A 20,109-nucleotide genomic window follows, 5' to 3' on the forward strand; every position below is an offset into this window, starting at 1 on the left:
GCGACCCTCGCCTCGGCCCAAGCCTTCCTCTACGCCGCTGCCGTCATGATCCTCGTTCGACGGCTAGGACGCGCCTCATGACTTATCGGACGGACTCTAAGGACGAGAACCCATGACCAAATCTTTTCTTGCCCTCGGGCTCCTTGCAGCCCTCGCGGTGCCGGCCAACGCCCAAGAAGGCTCGCCGGCGGGCAAGCCGAAGCTGCTCCTGTACGGCAACTATTGCGGCCCAGGGAACAACGCTCCCGCCGCACCGGTCGACGCGCTGGATGCCGCGTGCGCCCGCCACGATGCCTGCACGCCCGACGACGGCCTGCCGTCGAAGGCGTGCAACATGCGCCTGCAGGCGGATGCCGAGCGCGTCGCTTCCGACCCGCGCCAGCCCGAGGATTTGCGCATGATGGCGGGACTGGTCGCCTCCGGCGCGGCGATGATGCCGTCCACGTCGGTCGCGCGCGTCGGCTCCCCTGTCTCACACGCGCTGCTCGCCTCGCATCGCCCGGCTCCCGCCTCCGTCGTAACCGACGGGGAGTGATGTTGAGGAGGGCCCCACGACGTCGTTTGAACGCGTACGGGCGCGCCAGCCCATGGCCACAAGCGCGTCCGTATGCGCGCCGCGCCATCCAGGAGGCGCTCGAAGGCGGCTTCACCGCGGAGGAACTCGACGGCGTCCTCGGCGAACTCGACCCGACCGAACTGGTCCCGCCCTACCGTGATGAGGACGTCCCCGGATATGCTCGTCGGGCCGCCGGCGAGATCATGGTCCGCTATCTCCGCTCCTGAGCGCCTTTCCGGTATCCGCGCCCCATGCTGTGCGGTCCGGGCCCTAGAACGTATCTTTTCACTCAGCGCTTCCCGGCGGAGGGAGGAGCCGCCCGGGGAGCAAGGCGGCCTCTCCGCACTGTGCCGGCGGGTCTTTCCCACGGACCGGCTAATCTCGCTTCCGGCACGCCGCCATGAAGAACTCGATGGAGCGTCTCAGCGTTTCCCGCTTCACGTGGGATAGGCCCGGACGGTCCAGGCCGAGCTCCGCCTTGTCGATGAAACCGCGAATGGCGATGCTGAGGAACATGTCGCCGGCGTGCCTGACGTCGTCGACCGCGATCTCGCCTGAGGCGTTTCCTTCCTCAAGGCATCGCTCGATCAGCGGGGCGACGCGGGCGACCCCGAAATCGTGCAGCAGCCGAGCGAACTCCGGGAAGCGCGCGGCCTCGGCGACAATAATACGGCGAACGGCGATGGTGTCGACGGTGAGGGCGACCTCCAGCACCGCGAGTGCGATACGGTGGAGCCGCTCCGCCACGGGGCCGGCCTGCGAAGCCGCAAGCTCGATGGCCGGGACGTTTTCCTCGATGAAGCGGACGATGACGGCCTCGAAGAGATCCGCCTTGGAGGTAAAGCGCCCGTAGATGGTCTTCTTGGAGATGCCCGCCGACCCGGCGATGGCATCGATGCTCGTCGCCTCAAAACCCTCCTTCAGGAAGACGGGCTTCGCCGCCGCGAGGATGCGCAGCGTGGCCTCGCCCTCGGAGCCGCGTGGAGGGCGACCGAGGCGGCTCGGCACCCGCGGCGTCACGTCCTTGGCATTCACGACGACCTCACCGGCTCACGGAAACGTGCGCAGAACATTTAGCACGGGACGATAGGTCAAGCATAGCTCTCATGCTTTCACCCTGTGCAAGGCGGGCCGCTGCCGTCCCACGCCGAGTTGCGATCGGGAAACAAACTCTATAGGGAACGATTCAGTTTCTTTAATTGGGTCGATTTCTGATGGCGCGCGCGGATGAGGACGAAGGCCGGGCGCCCCCGGATGGGACCGAACGCTCCGATGCTGGTGGCCCCAAGGAGGGACGCCCGGGAGAGTCCAGCCAATCCGAAGAGAAGAAGCCTTCCGCGCTGAAGAAGCCCTGGGTGAAGGTTCTCCTCGCCGTCCTCCTCGTTGCAGTCCTCGTCGGGGGCGGCATCTGGGGTTTCCGATATTGGACCGTCGGACGCTTCATCCAGGAGACCAACGACGCCTACGTGCAGGCGGATCAGGTCGCGATCTCGCCCCAGGTCTCCGGATACGTCGCGACGGTGCCGGTCGCCGCCAACCAGATCGTGACCGCCGGGCAAATCCTCGCGACGGTGGACGACGGGCAGTACCGCGCCAAGCTCGCCCAGCAGCAGGCGCAGGTCGACGCCCGGCAGGCCGACGTCGCACGAGCCGAGGCCGACCTCGTCCGCCAGCAGGCGCAGATCGACCAGGCCAAGGCCCAGGTCGCGGCCTCGCAGGTCACCGCCAAGTTCTCGGCCGAGCAGGTCCGGCGCTACAAGCCGCTGGCTGCGTCCGGTGCCGACACGGTGGAGAAGCTCGACCAGTACAAGAGCCAGGCCGAGCAGAACCAGGCCCAAGTCGACGTCAACGAGGCTCAGGTCCAGTCCGCGCAGAAGCAGGTCGCCTCCCTCAAGGCCGCCGTCGCGCAGGCTAAGGCCGCTGTCGAGCAGGCCCGGGCGGGTGTGACCGCGGCACAGCTCGACCTCGACCACGCGGTCGTCAAGAGCCCCATCGCAGGACGGGTCGGTGATCTCACCGCTCGCATCGGGCAGTATGTCCAGGGCAGCACCCGGTTGATGGCGGTGGTCCCGGTCGAGGACCTCTACATCGAGGCGAACTTCAAGGAGACCCAGATCGGGCTGATGCGGGTCGGCCAGCCCGTCACCATCGCGGTCGACGCGCTTTCCAGCCACGACCTCAAGGGGCGCGTCGCCAGCTTCTCCCCGGGTACGGGCGCGCAGTTCGCCCTGATCCCGCCCGAGAACGCCACCGGCAACTTCACCAAGATCGTCCAACGCGTTCCGGTCCGCATCCGCTTCAAGGCCGGCGGCGAGGCACGCAAGGTTCTGATCCCCGGCCTGTCCGTCGTCGTCTCCGTGGACACCCGCGGGGCGCGCGACGACCAAGGGGAGGAGGACGAGGAGACCGACGAGCCGAAGGTCTCCGAGGCCGGGGCCGGGACCCAGCCCGCCCAGCGGACCCGCAGCGCGAAGGCCCGGCCGTGAACGCCGAGAACCCACTCGCGCGCAAGCCGCAACGCGGCGAGAAGGCGGACGCAGCCGCATGGCTCGCCGTCGCCGCCGGCACCATCGGCGCGCTGATGGCGACGCTCGACACCTCCATCGTCAACGCGGCGCTGCCGACCATCCAGGGCGAGATCGGTGCCTCCGGCTCGGAGGGCACCTGGATCTCGACCGCCTATCTCGTGGCCGAGATCATCATGATCCCGCTGTCCGGGTGGCTGGAGAAGGTCTTCGGGCTGCGCAGCTTCCTTCTGGTCATGACGGTCCTGTTCGTCAGCTTCTCGATGCTGTGCGGCGTCTCGGGCAGCCTCGGCACGATGATCGTCGGGCGCGTCGGGCAGGGCTTCACCGGCGGCGCCATGATCCCGACGGCGCTGAGCATCGTCTCGACGCGGCTGCCGCCGGCGCAGCGTCCGGTCGGCGTCGCCCTGTTCGGGCTGACGGCCGTCCTCGGCCCCGTGCTCGGTCCCCTGGTCGGCGGCTGGCTCACCGAGAACGTGAGCTGGCACTACTCGTTCTTCCTCAACCTGCCCATCGGCATCGGCCTCGTCGTGCTCCTGCTCGTCGGCCTGCCGCACAAGCCGGCGCAGATCGAGCGCATCCGGCAGGGGGATTGGCTCGGGATCGTCGGGCTCGCGGTCGGGCTCGGCTGCCTGACCATCGTGCTGGAGGAGGGTCAGCGCGAGCAGTGGTTCGAGTCCTCCTTCATCGTCTGGTTCAGCGTCCTCGCCGCCTTCGGCTTCGTGTTGATCGTCCTCGGGCAGGTGACGGCGCGCGAGCCCGTCATCGACATGAGCATCCTGTTCACGCGCAGCTTCGGTAGCGTCTTCCTGATGAGCTTCGCCATTGGCGGGGCGCTCTACGGCATCCTCTACATCATCCCGCAGTTTCTCAGTCAGGTGCCGCGCTACAACTCGGAGCAGTCGGGCTACGTCGTCCTGATCTCGGGCATCCCGACCCTGGCGCTGATGCCGTTCTTCCCCATGCTGGTGCGGCTCCTCGACATCCGGGTGGCCATCGGGTTCGGCATCCTGTGCTACGCCACCAGTTGCTTCATGGAGTCGGGCCTCACCACCGAGGACGCAGGCCCGCAGTTCGTCACCTCGCAATTGCTGCGCGGCGTGGGCCAAGCCTTCTCCCTGCTGTTCCTGAACCAGGCCGCGGCCACCGCGGTGTCACGGGACAAGGCCGAGGACGCCTCCGGCCTGTTCAACGGCGCGCGCAACCTCGGCGGCTCCTTCGGCCTCGCCCTGATCTCGACCCTGCAGCAGCGTCGCGACGACTTCCACAACGCCCGCCTGGAGGAGTCCGTGCGCGCGAACTCGGTGATCGTCCAGGACCGCATCGACGCCATGGTCGGCTCCGGTGGCCCCGAGGCCATGCGGCTGGCGCTCAGCGGGGTGAAGCGGATGATCTCGGCGCAGGCGACCGTGATGAGCTTCTCGGACCTGTACTTCGTCTTCGGCTGGATCCTGCTCGCGGTCCTGCCGCTCGTCCTGTTCCTGCGCCCGCCGCCGAAGGGCGGCCCGGTGGCGACGCACTGAGGCCGCGCGATGTTTCCCCTGAACTTCCGTCCCGGCCTTGCCCTGGCGGTCGCCGGACTCCTCGGCGGCTGCGTGGTCGGCCCCGACTACGCCGGACCGCCGGTCGCCGCGCCGCGCGCCGAGACCGGTGCCCCGTTCGTCCGCGCCACCTCCACGCGCATGGTCCCGGTCGACCCGCCGGCCCGGTGGTGGACGTCGTTGCGCGACCCCATCCTCTCCGACCTCGTCGAGGAGGCGCTGGCGACCAACACGAACGTGCAGGTCGCCTCCGCCCGGCTGCGCCAGTCACGCGCCGTGCTGGGCCAGCGTACGGCCGACCTGGCGCCCAGCATCTCCACCAACACGGTGGCGTTGAACAACCAGGTTCCCGTCAAGGACTTCGTCGGCGGCGGCCTCGGCGGCCTTGCCGGGGGCGCCGGGGGCGCCGGGGGCGCCATTCCGAAATCGATGAATTTCGACCTCTACAACGCGAGCTTCGACGCCACCTGGGAAATCGACATCTTCGGCGGCAAGCAGCGGGCCATCGAGCAGGCGGCCGCGCAGGGCGAGGCCGCGGAGGCCGCGGTAGCGGACGCCCAGGTCCAGGTCGCCGCTGAGGTCGCGCAGGCCTACGTCACGCTCCGTGGCGCCCAGCGTCGCCTCGCCCTGACCCTGCGCGCCGCCTCCCTCCAGCGCGAGGCCGTGGGCCTCAGCCAGCAGCGGCTTGCCGGCGGCGCAGCATCGTCCCTCGACGTGGAACGCCTGCGCACGCAGTTCGAGACCACGGCCTCCCAGGCGCCGGCCTTCCAGGCCCAGGTCGACCAATCCCTGAACCAGATCGCCGTCCTCGTGTCCCGCGAGCCGGGAGCCGTCGACGCCCTCCTGAAGCCGGCCCGGTCGGTGCCGATGCCGCCGTCCACCTTGGCCGTCGGCGACCCGGCAGGCATGCTGCGTCGGCGTCCCGACATCCGCCGGGCCGAGCGGCAGGTCGCGGCCGCCAACGCCCAGATTGGCCAGGCGGTCGCCAAGCTCTTTCCGAAGGTGAACCTCATCGGGAACGCCGGCTGGGTCTCGCCGAACATCGGCTCCATCGGCTCGCTCGCCGCCTCGACCTACAACCTCGGGCCGACCCTGTCTTGGAGCATCCTCGACTTCGGACGGACGCTCGCGCAGATCCGGCAATCCGAGGCGGGGACCGACGAGGCCCTGGCGCAGTACGAGCAGACCGTGCTCCAGGCGATGCAGGACGCCGAAACTGCATTGTCGCGCTACGGCAACCAGCGCGCCACCGTCGCCCGCCTTGCCCGGGCAAGCGCCTCGGCCGGCAAGGCCTCGATGCTGACGGACCAGCGCAACACGGCCGGCACGATCAGCACCATCGACGTGCTCGACGTCGAGCGCCAGCGCCTGCAGGCCGAGCAGAGCCTCGCCCAGGCGCAGGCCGAGTACACCAACGACTACGTCGCACTGCAGAAGAGCCTCGGCCTCGGCTGGGGCTTGCCCACCGAGCGCGTCGCCCTCGTCCAACGCTGATCCTTCCTGCCGACCCGGAGATGCACATGACTGGGAACAAGACGGACGACCCGGTGCTCGCCTGCTCGGCGGCGGTCGTTCGCTCCTACGTCGCGAACAATAGCCTGCCGGCCTGCGAGCTCGCGGACCTGCTCAGGCTCGTCCATGGCAGCCTGCGCTCGCTCTGCCACAGCCTCCCGCCCGGCCCGGTCGAGGTCGATCCGCGCTGGTGCTCGCCCAAGGCGGTCCGAGCGTCGGTTCGACCGGATGGCATCGTCAGCTTCATCGACGGCAAGACCTACCAGGTGCTGAAGCGCCATCTCAGGGTCCACGGGCTCGATCCGGACGCATACCGCGAACGGTTCGGACTGCCCGACAACTACCCCATGGTCGCCCCTGGCTTCAGTCAGCGGCGGTCCAGGTTCGCGAAGGACATCGGGCTCGGAACACGGCGACCTGGCTCGACTGAGCACGCTCCAGCCGGCGGAGCCCCGTCCCCGTCCTCCCCGGGCCTTCGACCTGCCTGACCCATCCTTTCTCGGATCGCGCGCATGCCCCCAGCGCGCGGTGCGACGGCCGGTTCGACCTTCCCGATCGTCATCGAACCGGCCGTTTGCCTATCCCCCGGGGTTTCCGTCCCCCCTCCCAAGCGCACCATAGGATGAACCCCGATGAAGTCGTCGAAGCGGTCGCCCACGCCGACTCAAGTGCTCATGCTGACGGCGACGCTGACTTTGGGCGCCTGTGCCTCGGTGCCGCGCCAGGCCTACACCGCCGCTGAGGCGCAAATCGCGGAAGTCACGGGCATCCCGAATGCCCGAGCCTTCGCGGATGCGCCGATGGCGACCCTGAGTACCATGATGGCGGCGCCCGGCGCGCAAGGCCGACCGTTCGCCTACCTTGCGCTGTCGGGCGGCGGTGGCGACGGGGCTTACGGCGCGGGCGTGCTAAGGGGCTGGTCGGAGAGCGGGACCCGGCCCGAGTTCAGCCTCGTCTCGGGCGTCTCCACCGGCGCTCTGACCGCGCCCTTCGCCTTCCTGGGATCGGCCTACGACCCGGTACTGGACGAAATCTACACCAGCGGCGTCGCCGGCACCTTGGTCAAGGACCCGAGCCTCGTGAATGTCGTGTTCGGGTCCGGGTTGTTCGGCGACGGGCGCCTGCGCGATCTCGTCGGGCGCTACGTCACGCCGGACCTGCTCGCGGCGGTCGCGGCCGAGTACGCCAAGGGCCGCAGGCTGCTCGTCGTCACGACGAATTTGGATTCGAAGCGCGCCATGATCTGGAACATGGGCGCCATCGCCGCGAGTGGTGCCCCGAACGCTCCGGCGCTCTTCAGGGACGTCCTCACGGCCTCGGCCAGCATACCGGCAGTCTTCCCGGCGCAACTCCTCGACGTCGAGGCAGCGGGGCACGGCTTCCAGGAGCTTCACGTCGACGGTTCGGTAGTCACGCCCGTGTTCACGGTCCCGCAAGCCGTCATCGCGAACGGCCGTGGCCGCTCGGTCGCCCCGTCGAAGGCCGACATCTACGTGCTGATGAATGGGCGGATCGAGCCCGACTTCGAGCTGGTTCGCAACGACACCCTGTCCATCGTCGAGCAGACGGTGGCGACCGGCAGTCAGGCGCGCAGCCGCGCGAGCCTCGCCGCGACCTACGCCTTCGCCCGGGCGAACCGGATCGGATTCCACCTCACGTACATCGACGAAGCGGCGCCGCGTACGACCACCGCGAAGGGCTTCGACACCGCCTACATGCGCAGCCTCTACCAGATCGGTTACGAGAAGGCCCGCTCGGGCACCGCGTGGCAGGGCACGGTCCCGGTCGCACCAGTCGTTGCGAAGACGCTCGCGTCTCGATGACGAGGGCCGGAGGCACAAGGGGGGCTAGGACCCTGCTCGGGGTGATGTCGGCATTGCTTTTCGTGGGCTCCCTGGTTGGCTGCGCCGCCATCGACGAGCGGGTGGCGCAGGCGGCCAAGGTCGATCTGGTCGGCATGTCCGCGCTTGACGTCCAGACGTGCCTCGGCCTGCCCGACCAGCGACTGGTCATGGGCAGGACCACGCTGCTGACCTACTTTGCGAACGCGACCCGGACGTTTGGGATGTCGGCCGGATTGGTCAGCCTGTCGTTCAATGGATACTGCCACGCCACCGTCCGGATCGCGGGGGACCGGGTCACCGGCGTCACGTTCAGCGGCGACACGTCGTCGTTGATGAGCCACGACGCCGCGTGCGCGCCCATCGTCAAGAGCTGCCTGCGACGGCCGCCCGAGTAGCGGCTGTACGGCGACTGCATCGACGAGGCTTCCTGATAAATGGCGGCGTCACTGCCGCGTACTGGTTCGGAGAGCTCGCGCCCGAACGCCGCGCCGAGGATGCCCCGGCGTCCTGAGGATCAGTTTGAACTTGGCGATAGGAACCGACATGCCCACGACGACAGCCAGCGACTACTCCGAGCGCGATGCCACCATCGCGATCAACACCTACACGACGGTGCTGCGCCGCCCCCGGGTTCCGCATGAGCTCTTCGCGACCTATTGGCGGGACGTTCACGGCCCTCTGTGCTCGCGCATCCCCGGTCTCGGCTGGTACGTGCAGAGGCACCTCGACCGCGAACGGGACGCGCATCTGTGGCCGGTGGTCGAGGGCATCGGGCCATTTCCGGACTACGAGTTGGACGGGGGCGTCGAGATCGGGTTCATCTCCGCCGCTGATCAGGCAGCCTTTGAGGAGGCCCGGTCGCGTATGCGCTCCCGCATGGGTCGACGACGTTGGTGGACCGCGTGGCCGAGGCGTCCCCCAACGGGGACGACGGCCTCGACCGGATCGAGCTCCACCTCGGCGCCTCGCACGGGAACGCGTCGAAGTTCGGCGAGCGCATCGCGGGACTGGCTCGCGCTCTCGCGGCAGAGGCCCCGGTCCTCAAGGTGCGGCTCCACCTGCCGGACCCCTACGACAACGCCAAGCCTGCTCCGCCCGCGCCAGACGTGGACCATGCGGTCCCGGACGAACGTCGGCTGATCGCGGTCCTGGAACTGGCGTTCCGTTCGCCGCTCGTGCGTCGGACGTTCTACGCGTCCGACGCCTTCAAAGCCGCGACCGTGGGGCTGGCCGACCATGTCGCCTACGCCTCGGCGTTCGCGGTCAGCGGTGTCTACACCTACGTCCGCGACGGGGAGCTGACGCTGGCGGGCCTGCGCGGCAGCCGGCCGGCCCAGCTCATCGAGCGGATCGGCGCGGTCAACCAGGCCGGCGCGGACGTGCGGCACCTGATCCGCACCGGAAAGCCGTCCGCCTGCTAAGATCGCGCCGGCCTGGGCGGGAAATGAGGTGTTCGTACCTGACGGTCCGTGCGCCTTTGAGGAAGCGTCGACTTTTGGCGCCTAGGCGGAAAGCCTCAGGATCACCGCAGCCGAACCGGCGATGTGGGCCAGGGTGATCAGGATCGACCCGGTATGAAGCACGCCGAAGCGTCGGCGATTGCCCATGTCGGTCGCCTCGTTGATGGCCGGCATGAGGATCTGGCGCGCCAGGAGGGCCGTGGCAGCGATGAGCCCGAGAATGAGGGCGGAGGTCCCATCGACATTGGCTGTCAGCGCCGCGCCGGCGAGGGCGCATCCTATGACGAAGACGTAGAAGTACGGGAAGGCGCGGCGCAGGAGCGGGCCTGCCGCGTCGGCGGGGAGGGCGCTGAACAGGAACGAGGCGAAGCCGAACGAGTACAGGATCATCCCGCCGAACAGGAGGGCGGTCAGGAGGATAGCCGCTTGTGAGAGCATTGTTCCAGTCCTCGTTCACTCGGATCGCCCTTGCGGGCGGCGCTCGTTTGCATCTCGACTTTAATCCGTGGCGACCAGGCTGCTTTTGGCCGCATCGTCCTACCCCCACTCGCCGACCGGATCCTTCCTAGGTTGAGTGAGCGGCTCAGGTTCTGCGGCGTGGCCAACCGGTCACGGGCGAGCGTCCACTGTCGCACCTGGAGATCCATACCGATGCGTAATCTTATTCTCGGCGCCGCCGTCGCGCTCGTCATCCCCACTGTTTCCGCCCGCGCCCAGGATGCGGCTGCTGGCGAGAAGGCATTCACGGCCTGCAAGGCCTGCCATGCCTTCGGCAAGAACGGCGTCGGCCCGAACCTGACCGGCGTCGTCGGACGTAAGGCCGCGTCGGTGGAGGGCTACAACTATTCGACGGCACTCAAGGAGTCGGGCATCACGTGGGACGAGGCCAATCTGAAGGAATGGCTGACCGGGCCTGCGGCCAATAAGGTGAAGGGCACCAAGATGGTCTATCAAGGTCTCAAGGACGACAAGAAGGTCGCCGACGTCATCGCCTATCTCGCGACCATGAAGTAGGCGCTGCCGAAGCCGGGGACGCCAGGGTAGGCGTTTCCGGCCGGTGGGAGCGCCTCCGTCCCGCCTTGGCCTCCGGCACGTAAGTAAGGGCCGGGCGACCAGCGCATGGCCGCCCGGAATGGATCAGCTATCGGCCTTGGCGCCGCTGAGGGTGAAGTCGAGATAGGTCTTGGTGACCGGCTCGATCAGGCCCGCGATCTCCTCGGCAACCTTCGCCTCATCCTCGGCGGCGCTGTGGAAGGCCGAGGCGTGATCGGCCTTGCCGGCCCGCTCCGCAATGACGGCCAGGGAACGGTAGGCGGCGACCTGATCGTACTGGTAGGCGTAGCCCGCGTAGAGGTTCTTGAGGGTCTCGTCCTGAGCGATGGCATGGACCGCCGCCCCGATGGAGCCGGCAACGCTGGTGACCGTCTCCTTCAGCGTCGAGGCGCTCTCGCCCACGTCGGCCAGGGCCTTGTCCAGGCGCCCGATCTGCGCCTTCGTGGTCTCGACGTGACGACTCAGGACCGCGGCGTAGTCGGGATAGCGCTCCAATCCGGAAAGCTGGCGCTCCATCTGTTCGAGGCCCTGCTTCTCCAGGGCGCGCGTATTCCGAAGTGCTCCCGCGTAGATCGTGCCGATATCCGTGCTGGCCATGTAGTCGTTGCTCCGCTGTCATAGGGTTCGGCGGCCAACGTGACGCGACTACCTGCGTTCCAGATGCATCCTGCGGCGGAAGCGCCCCGCCAAGCCTTATGGGTGCCGGGGTGAAGGACTCGCGTATCGGGTAACGTCCTGCGCTACTCATCGACCGGGATGCGTGGCCGGGCGCATCCGCATGGAGACCGGTTCTTCACGCCCAGGCGTTATGATGCCGCGAACGGTGCCGGGGTAGGGATCATGGTGAGTAGGGTCGAGGTCTACGAAGTCGCCAACCGGTTGCGAGGCCTGCGGGGCACGGAGGCCGTCAGGGTTTCGGTGCGGCGCGTCCGGGACAACTTGAAGCGTACACAAGCCGGTCGGATAGGCGCTGGATGGTGGCCAGTACAACTTGCTAGCTGATCCCTGAGGTCGCCGAGGTAACCCCGTGCCCGGAAAGACGGAATCTGGAAACGAGATCGAGGACGCCGGCAGCAGCGATCCTGACGCCAGCTCTGCGCCGAAGCCATTCCCCCTCTCCGCGCTCGATCCTTTTCGCAGCAATCTTCGCCAGTCATGCGACGCGAACTAGGGTCCTGCGGAGCGAACGAGCTCCAGGAAATTGCGGATCAAAGGCCCCGCCTTCTCTCTCGCCCACAGGGCATAGACGTCGGCGTGAATCGGCTTCCCCCCGATCGGTTTGTAGACGACGTCCGCGTGCGCCAAGCGGGCAACGAATTCCGGAATGATGGCGATCCCGAGCCCCGTCGCGACGAGGCTCGTCAACGACGCGGCTTCGACGACCTGATGCGTGATGTCCGGCGTGAACCCCGCTTCGATGCAGCACTCCCAGAGATACTTCGCGAACAGCGAATCCGAGAGCCGCAGGAATACGAAGCGCTCGCGGTTCAGATCGGCGAGGTCGATGGCTGCCATCCCGGCGAGGCGGTAGCCTTTGGGCAGGACGAGGGTGACGGTCTCACACCAGGCCCGCTCGCTGGCAAGGTCGAGGTCCTGGGGCGGGCTGCGCAGGAAACTGATGTCGGTCTGTCCGGCCCTCAGCATCGCGATCTGGCGGTCCGGCGACATTTCGTGGATCCGCAGCGCGACGTCGGGATAGGTGACCGAGAAGTCGCGAATGGCGCGCCCGAGGGGGCCGGCCAGCATTGACCCTGTCAGGCCGACATTGACGATGCCGGCCGCACCGGCACCGATGGCACGGGCGCGCCCGATGGCTTCGCCGGACTTCTCCAGGATGTCGAGCGCCTGCACGAGGAAGTCGGCGCCCGCCCGCGTCAACGTCACGCGACGGGTCGTCCGTTCGAACAGCGCGGTGCCGACCTCTGCCTCAAGATCACGGATCTGCTGGCTCAAGGGCGGCTGGGCGACACCGAGGCTCGCGGCGGCGGCGGTGAAGCTGAGATGCCGGGCGACGGCCACGAAGTAGCGAAGGTGCCGGAGTTCCATACCCCTTCTTATATTAGAAAGATATCAATCGAGACAGATGAAATATTTGACGTCTAGATTGCCCGGCAACATGCTGCCGCAGCGGCAGGCATGCCCGGGCCGACATACGGCAGAATTCCCGTCCGGCGCCTGCCGGGCGAACGACACCGTGTTGAACCGGAGTGTCGGACCATGGAACGACCGGACGCGGTACGGGGGGTATGATGAAGCGGTTCTTCGCATCGTTGTTCGGGCAGGTTGTCGCGGCCCTGGCGCTGGGCATCGTCCTGGGCATGGTCTGGCCGAATGTTGCGATCGCGCTGAAGCCGCTCGGCGATGGATTCATCAAGCTGATCAAGATGGCGATCGCACCGCTCGTCTTCGGCGTCGTCGTTCACGGCATCGTCGGCGCCGGCGATCTGCGGAAGGTTGGCCGCGTCGGACTCAAATCCCTGATCTACTTCGAGGCCGTGACGACCCTCGCCCTGGTTCTCGGCCTCGTCCTCGCCTACGCGTTCGCACCCGGGCACGGCATGAACGTCGATGTGGCGACCTTGGACGCGAAATCGATCGCCGGCTACACCGACCGCGTCGGTCAGGTCACCGGAACCGTCGACTTCCTGATGAAGCTCATCCCGACCACGCTGGTCGATGCCTTCGCCAAGGGCGATATCCTGCAGGTTCTCATCATCGCGATCCTGTTCGGATCCGGTCTGTCCCTCCTGGGCGATCGTGGGAAACCGCTGGCCGACAGCCTGGAGCGCATCACCGAGGTTCTGTTCAAGATCATCGGCTTCATCGTCAGACTCGCCCCACTCGGCGTGCTCGGTGCCGTTGCCTTCACGGTGGGCAAGTACGGCGTCGGCTCCCTGAAGCAGCTCGGCATGCTGGTGGTGCTGTTCTACGCAGGCGTGGCGTTCTTCGTGTTCGTGGTGCTCGGCGGCATCCTGCGCCTGGCCGGCTTCAGCATCCTCAAGCTCCTCGCCTACCTGCGCGAAGAACTCACCGTGGTGGCCGGCACCGCCTCCTCGGACTGCGTGCTGCCGCAGGTGATGCGCAAGCTGGAGCGCCTCGGCATCAAGGATTCGACCGTCGGCCTCGTGATCCCAACCGGATACTCGTTCAACCTCGATGCCTTCTCGCTCTACCTGACCCTGGCCACCGTCTTCATCGCCCAAGCCACGAATACGGATCTCTCCTTCGGTCACCTGATGCTGATCCTCGGCATCGCGCTGCTTACCTCGAAGGGCGCGCACGGGGTGCCTGGCTCGGCCATCGTCGTGCTGGCCGCCACCCTGTCGGCGGTCCCGGAAATTCCCGTCATCGGACTGGTGCTCGTGCTGTCGATCGACTGGTTCGTCGGCATCGCCCGCGCCCTCGGCAACCTGATCGGCAACTGCGTGGCGACCGTGGTGATCGCCGCGTGGGAAGGCGACATCGACCGGGCGCAGGCGCAGCGTGTCCTCGACGGACACGTCACGACAGACACGGCCGCGATCCTCGACGCGCCCGTCGCGGCGCCGCATTCGACCTGACGGCGATCCCAAGACACCCGCCCAGTGCGGTCAGCCCCCTGCAGTCGTCCGGCCGTCCAGCCGGTTGCGCAGTCCCAACCGGACCACCGGAGACGCCTCATGCCCCCCTCGCCCTACCACCCGCCCTGCGGCGGCCTGCCGCCCCAGACCGCGCTGATGACCGGCCGGGCCGTGTTCACCGAGGCCTACGCCGTCATCCCCCGGGGCGTGAGGCCGTGCTCTTCCTCGTCGAGGGCCAGGCCCGCCTCGTCTGCGACGGACAGGCCCACGCCCTCACCCCCGGCGCTTACGCCTACCTGCCCCCCGGCACCACCTGGAACCTGCGCAACGACGGAACCGGACCCACCCGCTTCCACTGGATCCGCAAGGCCTACGCCCGCGTACCCGGCCTCGAGCCGCCTCCCGCCTTCGTCACCCACGAGACCGCCGTCACCCCCGTGCCCATGCCCGGCACCGACGGAGCCTGGGCCACAACCCGCTTCGTCGCCCCCGACGATGTCCGCCACGACATGCACGTCAACATCGTCACCCTGCGCCCGGGCGCCTCCATCCCCTTCGAGGAGACCCACGTCATGGAGCACGGCCTCTTCATGCATTCAGCGCCGGCGCGATCAGCGCGTGGTACAGGAACNCTACTGCCCCCAGGCCTGCTACGCCGGGGGACCCGGACCCTTCCGCTACCTCCTCTACAAGGACGTCAACCGACACCCCGCGCTCGACCCCATCCGGGCCCGCCGATGAGCGGCGGAGGGCGGCGCCCTCCTGTCGCCCGACACCGTTTCCGACCGTTGCGCCCCCCCCGCGCGCAGCGCGCGCACAGGCGATCAGGACGCTCGCCCACCCAGCCCTGAGCGCCTTCTCTGCGCCCCGGGACGGCATGGCAGCTGCGGTGCCGGCAGCCGCCGAGTTTGTCGATCTCGGTCGGCGCGTCTATTGCGTCGCCCACTGGAAGCCGGTTCGGAGCTTTCCGCACCCCCGTGCGGGGAGCTCTCGCCGAGACGACGGCCGCAGGGACGTTGTCGGGCTTTCTCCCCCCTGCGCGTGAATTCGAGAACGGGCGGTCGACATCGGCGGTTGGCTACGACCGCAGCCGGTGGCATTCCAGCGCAAACCTTCCGTGAATGGATCGAAGATGGATCGAATGGATATCGGCGGCTTCGCCGTCGCCCGTGTGCTATACGACTTCGTTGCGGAGGAGGCCCTGCCCGGGACCGGCATCTCGCCCGAGGTGTTCTGGGGCGGCCTCGGCGCGATCGTCCGCGACTTGACGCCGAAGAACCGGACCCTGCTGGCCAAGCGCGACACGCTCCAGGCACAGCTCGACGCCTGGCACCGGGAGCGGGCCGGCAAGCCGTTCGATTCGGCAGCCTACAAGGCGTACCTGAAGGACATCGGCTATCTCTTGCCCGATCCGGGACCGGTGGCGGTGCGCACGGACAACGTCGATGACGAGATCGCCCGCATCGCCGGGCCGCAGCTCGTCGTACCGGTCTCGAACGCCCGCTACGCCCTGAATGCCGCCAATGCCCGCTGGGGCTCGCTCTACGATGCCCTCTACGGCACCGACGCGATCTCGGAGGAGGGCGGCGCGATCCGCAGCGGTGGTTACAACCGCACTCGCGGCGCCCGGGTCGTGACCCGCGCCCGCAGCTACCTCGACCGCTTCGTGCCACTGGCCGGCGGCCGCCATGCCGACGTGGTCACCTATGCGGTCGAGCAGGGCGGCCTCGTCGGCAACATGAACACCGGCGAGACCGTGCCGCTCGCGCGACCGGATCTCTTCATCGGCTATCGCGGCCGGGCCAGCATGCCCGCTTCCCTGCTGCTGCGGCACCACGGGCTGCACGTCGAGGTCGTCCTCGACCGGACGCATCGGATCGGTCGCTTCGATGCGTCCGGCGTCGCCGACATCCTGCTGGAATCGGCCGTCTCGACGATCATGGATCTCGAGGATTCCGTCGCCACGGTCGATGCCGACGACAAGGTCGTCGTCTACCGAAACTGGCTCGGCCTGATGAACGGGACCTTGACGGCCTCCCTCCAGAAGGACGGCCGCACCCTGGAGCGGCGCCTCAACCCCGATCGGCACTACATCGCGCCGAACGGCGGCGAGGTGGTGGTGCCGGGCCGCTCCCTAGTGCTGGTGCGCAACGTCGGTCACCACATGGACACGGATGCGGTGCTCGACGCCGAGGGCCGCGAGATCCCCGAGGGAATGCTCGACGCCGCGGTCACCGCGATGATCGCAATCCACGATCTCAAGGGGGATTCCGGACTCCGCAACAGCCGGCGCGGTTCGGTCTACATCGTGAAGCCGAAGATGCACGGGCCCGAGGAGGTCGCTTTCGCGGTCGAGCTGTTCGGACGCGTGGAGGCCATGCTGGGTCTCGATGCGAACACCCTCAAGATGGGCATCATGGACGAGGAGCGCCGGACCACGGTCAACCTCGCTGCCTGCATCGCGGCCGCGGCGGAGCGGGTCGTGTTCATCAACACCGGCTTCCTGGACCGCACGGGCGACGAGATCCACACCGCGATGGAGGCCGGCCCGGTCATTCGCAAGAACGACATGAAGGCGACGCCCTGGATCAAGGGATACGAGGAGAACAACGTCGATGTCGGCCTCGTCTGCGGCCTGCTCGACCGGGCCCAGATCGGCAAGGGCATGTGGGCGGCGCCCGACGCCATGGCCGACATGCTGATGCAGAAGGGCGCCCACCCGAAGGCCGGCGCGAGCACCGCCTGGGTGCCGTCGCCGACCGCCGCGACCCTGCACGCGCTGCACTATCACGAGACCGACGTGCGGGCGCGTCAGGTGGAACTGGCCCGCCGGCCGCGCTCGGCCCTCGACGAGATCCTCGAGATCCCGCTCGCCCGCTCGAACTTCGCCCCCGACGACGTGGCCCAGGAGATCGACAACAACGTCCAGGGCATCCTCGGCTATGTCGTCCGCTGGATCGACCAGGGGGTGGGTTGCTCGAAGGTGCCGGACATCCACGATGTCGGGCTGATGGAGGATCGCGCGACCTTGCGGATCTCGTCGCAGCACATCGCGAACTGGCTGCATCACGGCGTCGTCAGCGAGGAGCAGGTGATGACGGCGCTCAAGCGGATGGCGAAGGTGGTCGACCGCCAGAACGCCGGCGATCCGCTCTACCGCCCCATGGCTCCCGACTACGACGGACCGGCCTTCCAGGCGGCCAGCGACCTCGTCTTCAAGGGCCGCGCGCAGCCGAACGGCTACACCGAATGGATCCTGACCGAGCGCCGTCGTGCCGCGAAGGCGGTCCGCTAGACCAGCATCGGATCCGCCCGAACCGGGCCCCTGTCCCGAACCCATGTCGGGCAGCGGGCCGGCGGACGTCCCTCGAGACGCCTGCCGGCATCGCTCCCGTCGACGACCGCCCACACGCGGGCGGCGCGAACTTTCGCGCCCTGCCGGTTCCGGACGCTGCGCCGACCTGGGCCCTGCCGGCCAGGGCCCTGCCGACCTGGGCCCTGCCGACCTGATCGTCGCGGCACGGACCCATACGAAGGTATGTCGCAGTCCGGCATCCGTATGAATGCTTGGGCCGGTACGCATCGATACGCTCTCGAGCAGTCGAGAAGACTTGCCGGAGAGTGACGATGACGGACCATGCGAAAGGTGTTGCGCTGATCACGGGCGCATCGGGCGGTATCGGTGCAATTTACGCCGAAGAACTCGCCAAGCGCGGCTATGATCTCATCCTGGTCGCTCGGAACGGGGATCGCTTGCATCAGACTGCAGACGCGCTGCGCAGCGCGTCCGGTCGAAACGTCCGGACGGTCGAGGCGGACCTGAACGACGGCTCGGACCTTCGGCGCGTCGAAGCGCTGCTGCGCAGCGACGCGACGATCACCATGCTGGTCAACAATGCCGGGTTCGGCTCGGCGGCCCCGCTGCTCCAGGCCGAGCCGGACGAGATGGAGCGCATGATCGGGGTGAACGTCACGGCCCTGACCCGTCTCGCCTACGCGGCGGCTCCGGCATTCGTCGCCCGGGGCCATGGCGCGATCATCAACATCGCCTCGACCGTCGCCCTCGCGCCCGAACTGCTCAATGGCGTCTACGGCGCCAGCAAGGCCTACGTTCTCGCCTTCACGCAGTCGCTGCAGCACGAACTGTCGTCGAAGGGCGTGCGGATCCAGGCCGTACTGCCCGGCGCGACCGCGACGGAGTTCTGGGCCGTGGCCGGTATCGGCGGCCATCAAAACCTTCCGGCCGGCATCGTCATGACGGCGGGCGATCTGGTCGCAGCCGCGCTCGCCGGCTTCGATGCCGGCGAGATCATTACGATTCCGCCCCTGGAGAACAACGACGCCTGGACCGCCCTGGATGGCGCACGCCGCGACCTGTCCACGCACCTTGCCGCCGCAACGCCGGCGAGCCGCTATCGGATGGTCCGATCCGCGGCGTAGACCCCGGAGAGGCGAGCCGGGCCGATGCCGTCAGGCCCGATCGAGCGGCAGGCACACGGAAAACCGGGCCCCCGGTTCTCCGTGGCGTGTCTGCGCTTCGATCGAGCCGCCATGGGCCGCCACGATGGTGCGGCAGATCCGCAAGCCCAGGCCGAGCCCCTCGGCGCGCGTCGTGAAGAAGCCGTCGAACAACCGGTCGATGGCTTCGTGCGCGAGGCCCGGCCCGTTGTCGACGACGTCGATCACGACCGAATCGTCTCTGCGAAACGTCTCGATCATGATTTCCGGCCTCGGCGTCCGGGCTTCCCGGTGGATCTGGATCGCGTTCATGAGCAGATTGACGAAGACCTGCTGCAGCTGGACCCGGTCCGCGAAAACCGTCGCGGACGGATCGCCGCAGACGATGCTGAACGTCACGTTGGTGCGGTTGAGGTCGTGCAGCACGAACTGCACGGATTCGGCCAGGACCTCCGCGACCGAGACCGAGACCTGCACGCTGTCGCGCTTGGCGGCCATGCGCCGGGTGCGGTCGATGATGTCGCCGGCGCGGGCGACCTGGTCGACGATGCGCTGACATTGACGCCGGAGGAGGTCACGGTCGACGGGCTCGCGATCGAGGAGGCGAAGCATCGCCCCGGCGGTCATGCCGATGGACGCGAGGGGCTGGCCGATCTCGTGCGCGATCGAGGCCGAGAGTTCGCCCAGCGTGGAGATGCGCGAGACGTGGGCGAGTTCGTCCCGCAGGGTATCGAGGGATGACTGCCGCTGCACGTCTTCGGTGATGTCGACGAAGGAGGCCAGCCACAGTCCCGACGTGGCGCCATCCGCCCGTGGAACGACGCAGAACAGCGTCTCGAAGCGTGACCCATCCAGCCGGACGCTGTGCGCCTGCTGCTGGAACGAGGTGGCGCCGGCCGCGAAGGCCCGCGCGGAGTTTACCTGGGCCGTGCAGAGCGGATCGAAGAAGCGCTGCGTGCGCTGCCCGATCATGTCCGAGCGAACCGCAGCGCCGAACATCCGCACCGCCGCCTCGTTGACGTCGAGGATGACCATGCCGCGTCGCAGTCGGTCCGCCATCACCGGATGGGCGTCGAGATATCCGGTGATCTCGGTGATCCCGGCGGCGTGGAGTTCATCGATGGCGGCGACGCGTTCGCGCGCGTCGACGACGACGAACCCGATCGTCGAGACCTTCATGCAGACGAGGTACCAGGCGTCGCTCCAATCGGCTTCGGTTGCCACGACGATCCGGTCGAACGTCGGCGCAAGACCGGGGCTCATGTCCTCGACCCTGGGGCGGGGACGCCTTGCCTGCGCCCCATCGCCGGCCGCTCGATCCACACACCGGCCGGTTTCCGTCCCCGGCTCGGCACCACCCCGGTGCTCGTCATCGGAAAACTCCGCTCTGGATCCGCAAAACGGATAGGTCCGAGGATCGGCGGCGACAAGGCTCCAACCTGCAAGTCTCCAAGCTGCAAGTCTCCCGCCTGCAAGTCTCCAATCTGGAAGTCTCCCACCTGCAAGTCTTGGCGTGTCGAAGGGCTTTGTCTTCGCGTGTCGACGGGCTTTGCCGACGGGATCGGCACATGCGGGATCGGCACATGCGCGATCGTGATGC

18 protein-coding genes and 2 pseudogenes are annotated in these 20,109 nt (G+C 68.0%); 15 read left to right on the forward strand and 5 right to left on the reverse strand.

What is annotated here, in order from left to right; translation table 11 throughout:
• Window positions 1–112 precede the first annotated feature (112 nt).
• Complete coding sequence (locus ASF58_RS07125; RefSeq protein ID WP_055949616.1) at window positions 113–535, forward strand: hypothetical protein; 423 nt, start codon at window positions 113–115, stop codon at window positions 533–535.
• 26 nt (window positions 536–561) lie between these two features.
• Window positions 562–783 (forward strand): hypothetical protein, encoded by a 222-nt coding sequence (locus ASF58_RS07130; RefSeq protein WP_055949620.1) that lies wholly within the window; start codon window positions 562–564, stop codon window positions 781–783.
• Window positions 784–931: 148 nt separating this feature from the next.
• Here the strand turns inward: ASF58_RS07130 and ASF58_RS07135 are convergent, their stop codons facing one another.
• Window positions 932–1,591: a TetR/AcrR family transcriptional regulator gene (locus ASF58_RS07135; protein ID WP_055949623.1), complete on the reverse strand. Its 660-nt coding sequence runs from the start codon at window positions 1,589–1,591 to the stop codon at window positions 932–934.
• A gap of 179 nt (window positions 1,592–1,770) precedes the next feature.
• Between ASF58_RS07135 and ASF58_RS07140 the strand changes: the two genes are divergently transcribed.
• The 7 genes from ASF58_RS07140 (at window position 1,771) to ASF58_RS26655 (ending at window position 9,399) form a co-directional block, all read left to right on the forward strand.
• A complete protein-coding gene (locus ASF58_RS07140; protein WP_082512890.1) occupies window positions 1,771–3,042 on the forward strand; it encodes an HlyD family secretion protein in 1,272 nt (423 codons plus the stop codon).
• Entirely contained in the window at window positions 3,039–4,604 is a 1,566-nt protein-coding gene (locus ASF58_RS07145; RefSeq protein ID WP_055949626.1) for a DHA2 family efflux MFS transporter permease subunit, read from the forward strand. Before ASF58_RS07140 ends, ASF58_RS07145 begins: the two co-directional genes overlap by 4 nt.
• A gap of 9 nt (window positions 4,605–4,613) precedes the next feature.
• The gene (locus tag ASF58_RS07150) at window positions 4,614–6,116 is read left to right on the forward strand and encodes an efflux transporter outer membrane subunit (RefSeq protein ID WP_055949629.1); all 1,503 of its coding nucleotides are present in this window, start codon (window positions 4,614–4,616) and stop codon (window positions 6,114–6,116) included.
• A 26-nt stretch (window positions 6,117–6,142) separates the two neighbouring features.
• Window positions 6,143–6,622, forward strand: a complete 480-nt coding sequence (locus ASF58_RS07155) for a MucR family transcriptional regulator (RefSeq protein ID WP_082512891.1) — start codon at window positions 6,143–6,145, stop codon at window positions 6,620–6,622.
• 186 nt (window positions 6,623–6,808) lie between these two features.
• Window positions 6,809–7,957: a patatin-like phospholipase family protein gene (locus ASF58_RS07160; protein WP_156375585.1), complete on the forward strand. Its 1,149-nt coding sequence runs from the start codon at window positions 6,809–6,811 to the stop codon at window positions 7,955–7,957.
• Window positions 7,958–8,001: 44 nt separating this feature from the next.
• Window positions 8,002–8,373 carry a hypothetical protein gene (locus ASF58_RS07165; protein WP_156375570.1) on the forward strand — a complete coding sequence of 124 codons (372 nt, stop codon included), beginning with the start codon at window positions 8,002–8,004 and terminating at the stop codon, window positions 8,371–8,373.
• A 507-nt stretch (window positions 8,374–8,880) separates the two neighbouring features.
• Entirely contained in the window at window positions 8,881–9,399 is a 519-nt protein-coding gene (locus ASF58_RS26655; RefSeq protein ID WP_200930184.1) for a hypothetical protein, read from the forward strand.
• Between the two features lie 81 nt (window positions 9,400–9,480).
• Here the strand turns inward: ASF58_RS26655 and ASF58_RS07175 are convergent, their stop codons facing one another.
• Window positions 9,481–9,876 (reverse strand): DUF4149 domain-containing protein, encoded by a 396-nt coding sequence (locus tag ASF58_RS07175; RefSeq protein WP_055949635.1) that lies wholly within the window; start codon window positions 9,874–9,876, stop codon window positions 9,481–9,483.
• A 213-nt stretch (window positions 9,877–10,089) separates the two neighbouring features.
• Between ASF58_RS07175 and ASF58_RS07180 the strand changes: the two genes are divergently transcribed.
• A complete protein-coding gene (locus ASF58_RS07180; protein WP_055949638.1) occupies window positions 10,090–10,452 on the forward strand; it encodes a cytochrome c family protein in 363 nt (120 codons plus the stop codon).
• Window positions 10,453–10,575: 123 nt separating this feature from the next.
• Here ASF58_RS07180 and ASF58_RS07185 read toward each other — a convergent pair whose 3' ends face one another.
• Entirely contained in the window at window positions 10,576–11,088 is a 513-nt protein-coding gene (locus tag ASF58_RS07185) for a DUF892 family protein (RefSeq protein WP_055949641.1), read from the reverse strand.
• 570 nt (window positions 11,089–11,658) lie between these two features.
• Entirely contained in the window at window positions 11,659–12,537 is an 879-nt protein-coding gene (locus tag ASF58_RS07190) for a LysR family transcriptional regulator (RefSeq protein ID WP_055949644.1), read from the reverse strand.
• 203 nt (window positions 12,538–12,740) lie between these two features.
• Here ASF58_RS07190 and ASF58_RS07195 point away from each other — a divergent pair, with 203 nt between their 5' ends.
• From ASF58_RS07195 to ASF58_RS07210, 5 genes and pseudogenes are all read left to right on the forward strand, one after another.
• Window positions 12,741–14,051, forward strand: a complete 1,311-nt coding sequence (locus ASF58_RS07195) for a dicarboxylate/amino acid:cation symporter (RefSeq protein ID WP_055950056.1) — start codon at window positions 12,741–12,743, stop codon at window positions 14,049–14,051.
• A gap of 99 nt (window positions 14,052–14,150) precedes the next feature.
• Window positions 14,151–14,682: pseudogene (locus ASF58_RS24790) on the forward strand (cupin domain-containing protein); the annotation flags it as partial.
• Between the two features lies 1 nt (window position 14,683).
• Window positions 14,684–14,792: pseudogene (locus ASF58_RS26990) on the forward strand ((S)-ureidoglycine aminohydrolase); the annotation flags it as partial.
• 391 nt (window positions 14,793–15,183) lie between these two features.
• Window positions 15,184–17,346: a malate synthase G gene (locus ASF58_RS07205; RefSeq protein ID WP_055949648.1), complete on the forward strand. Its 2,163-nt coding sequence runs from the start codon at window positions 15,184–15,186 to the stop codon at window positions 17,344–17,346.
• Window positions 17,347–17,678: 332 nt separating this feature from the next.
• A complete protein-coding gene (locus ASF58_RS07210; RefSeq protein WP_055949651.1) occupies window positions 17,679–18,491 on the forward strand; it encodes an SDR family oxidoreductase in 813 nt (270 codons plus the stop codon).
• A gap of 30 nt (window positions 18,492–18,521) precedes the next feature.
• On the opposite strand, the gene ASF58_RS07215 is transcribed toward ASF58_RS07210, so the two are convergent.
• On the reverse strand, window positions 18,522–19,772 hold the full coding sequence (locus ASF58_RS07215) for an ATP-binding protein (protein ID WP_055949653.1): 1,251 nt from the start codon (window positions 19,770–19,772) through the stop codon (window positions 18,522–18,524).
• Window positions 19,773–20,109 lie beyond the last annotated feature (337 nt).

The sequence above is a fragment of the Methylobacterium sp. Leaf125 genome (assembly GCF_001423085.1).
Taxonomy (GTDB): domain Bacteria; phylum Pseudomonadota; class Alphaproteobacteria; order Rhizobiales; family Beijerinckiaceae; genus Methylobacterium.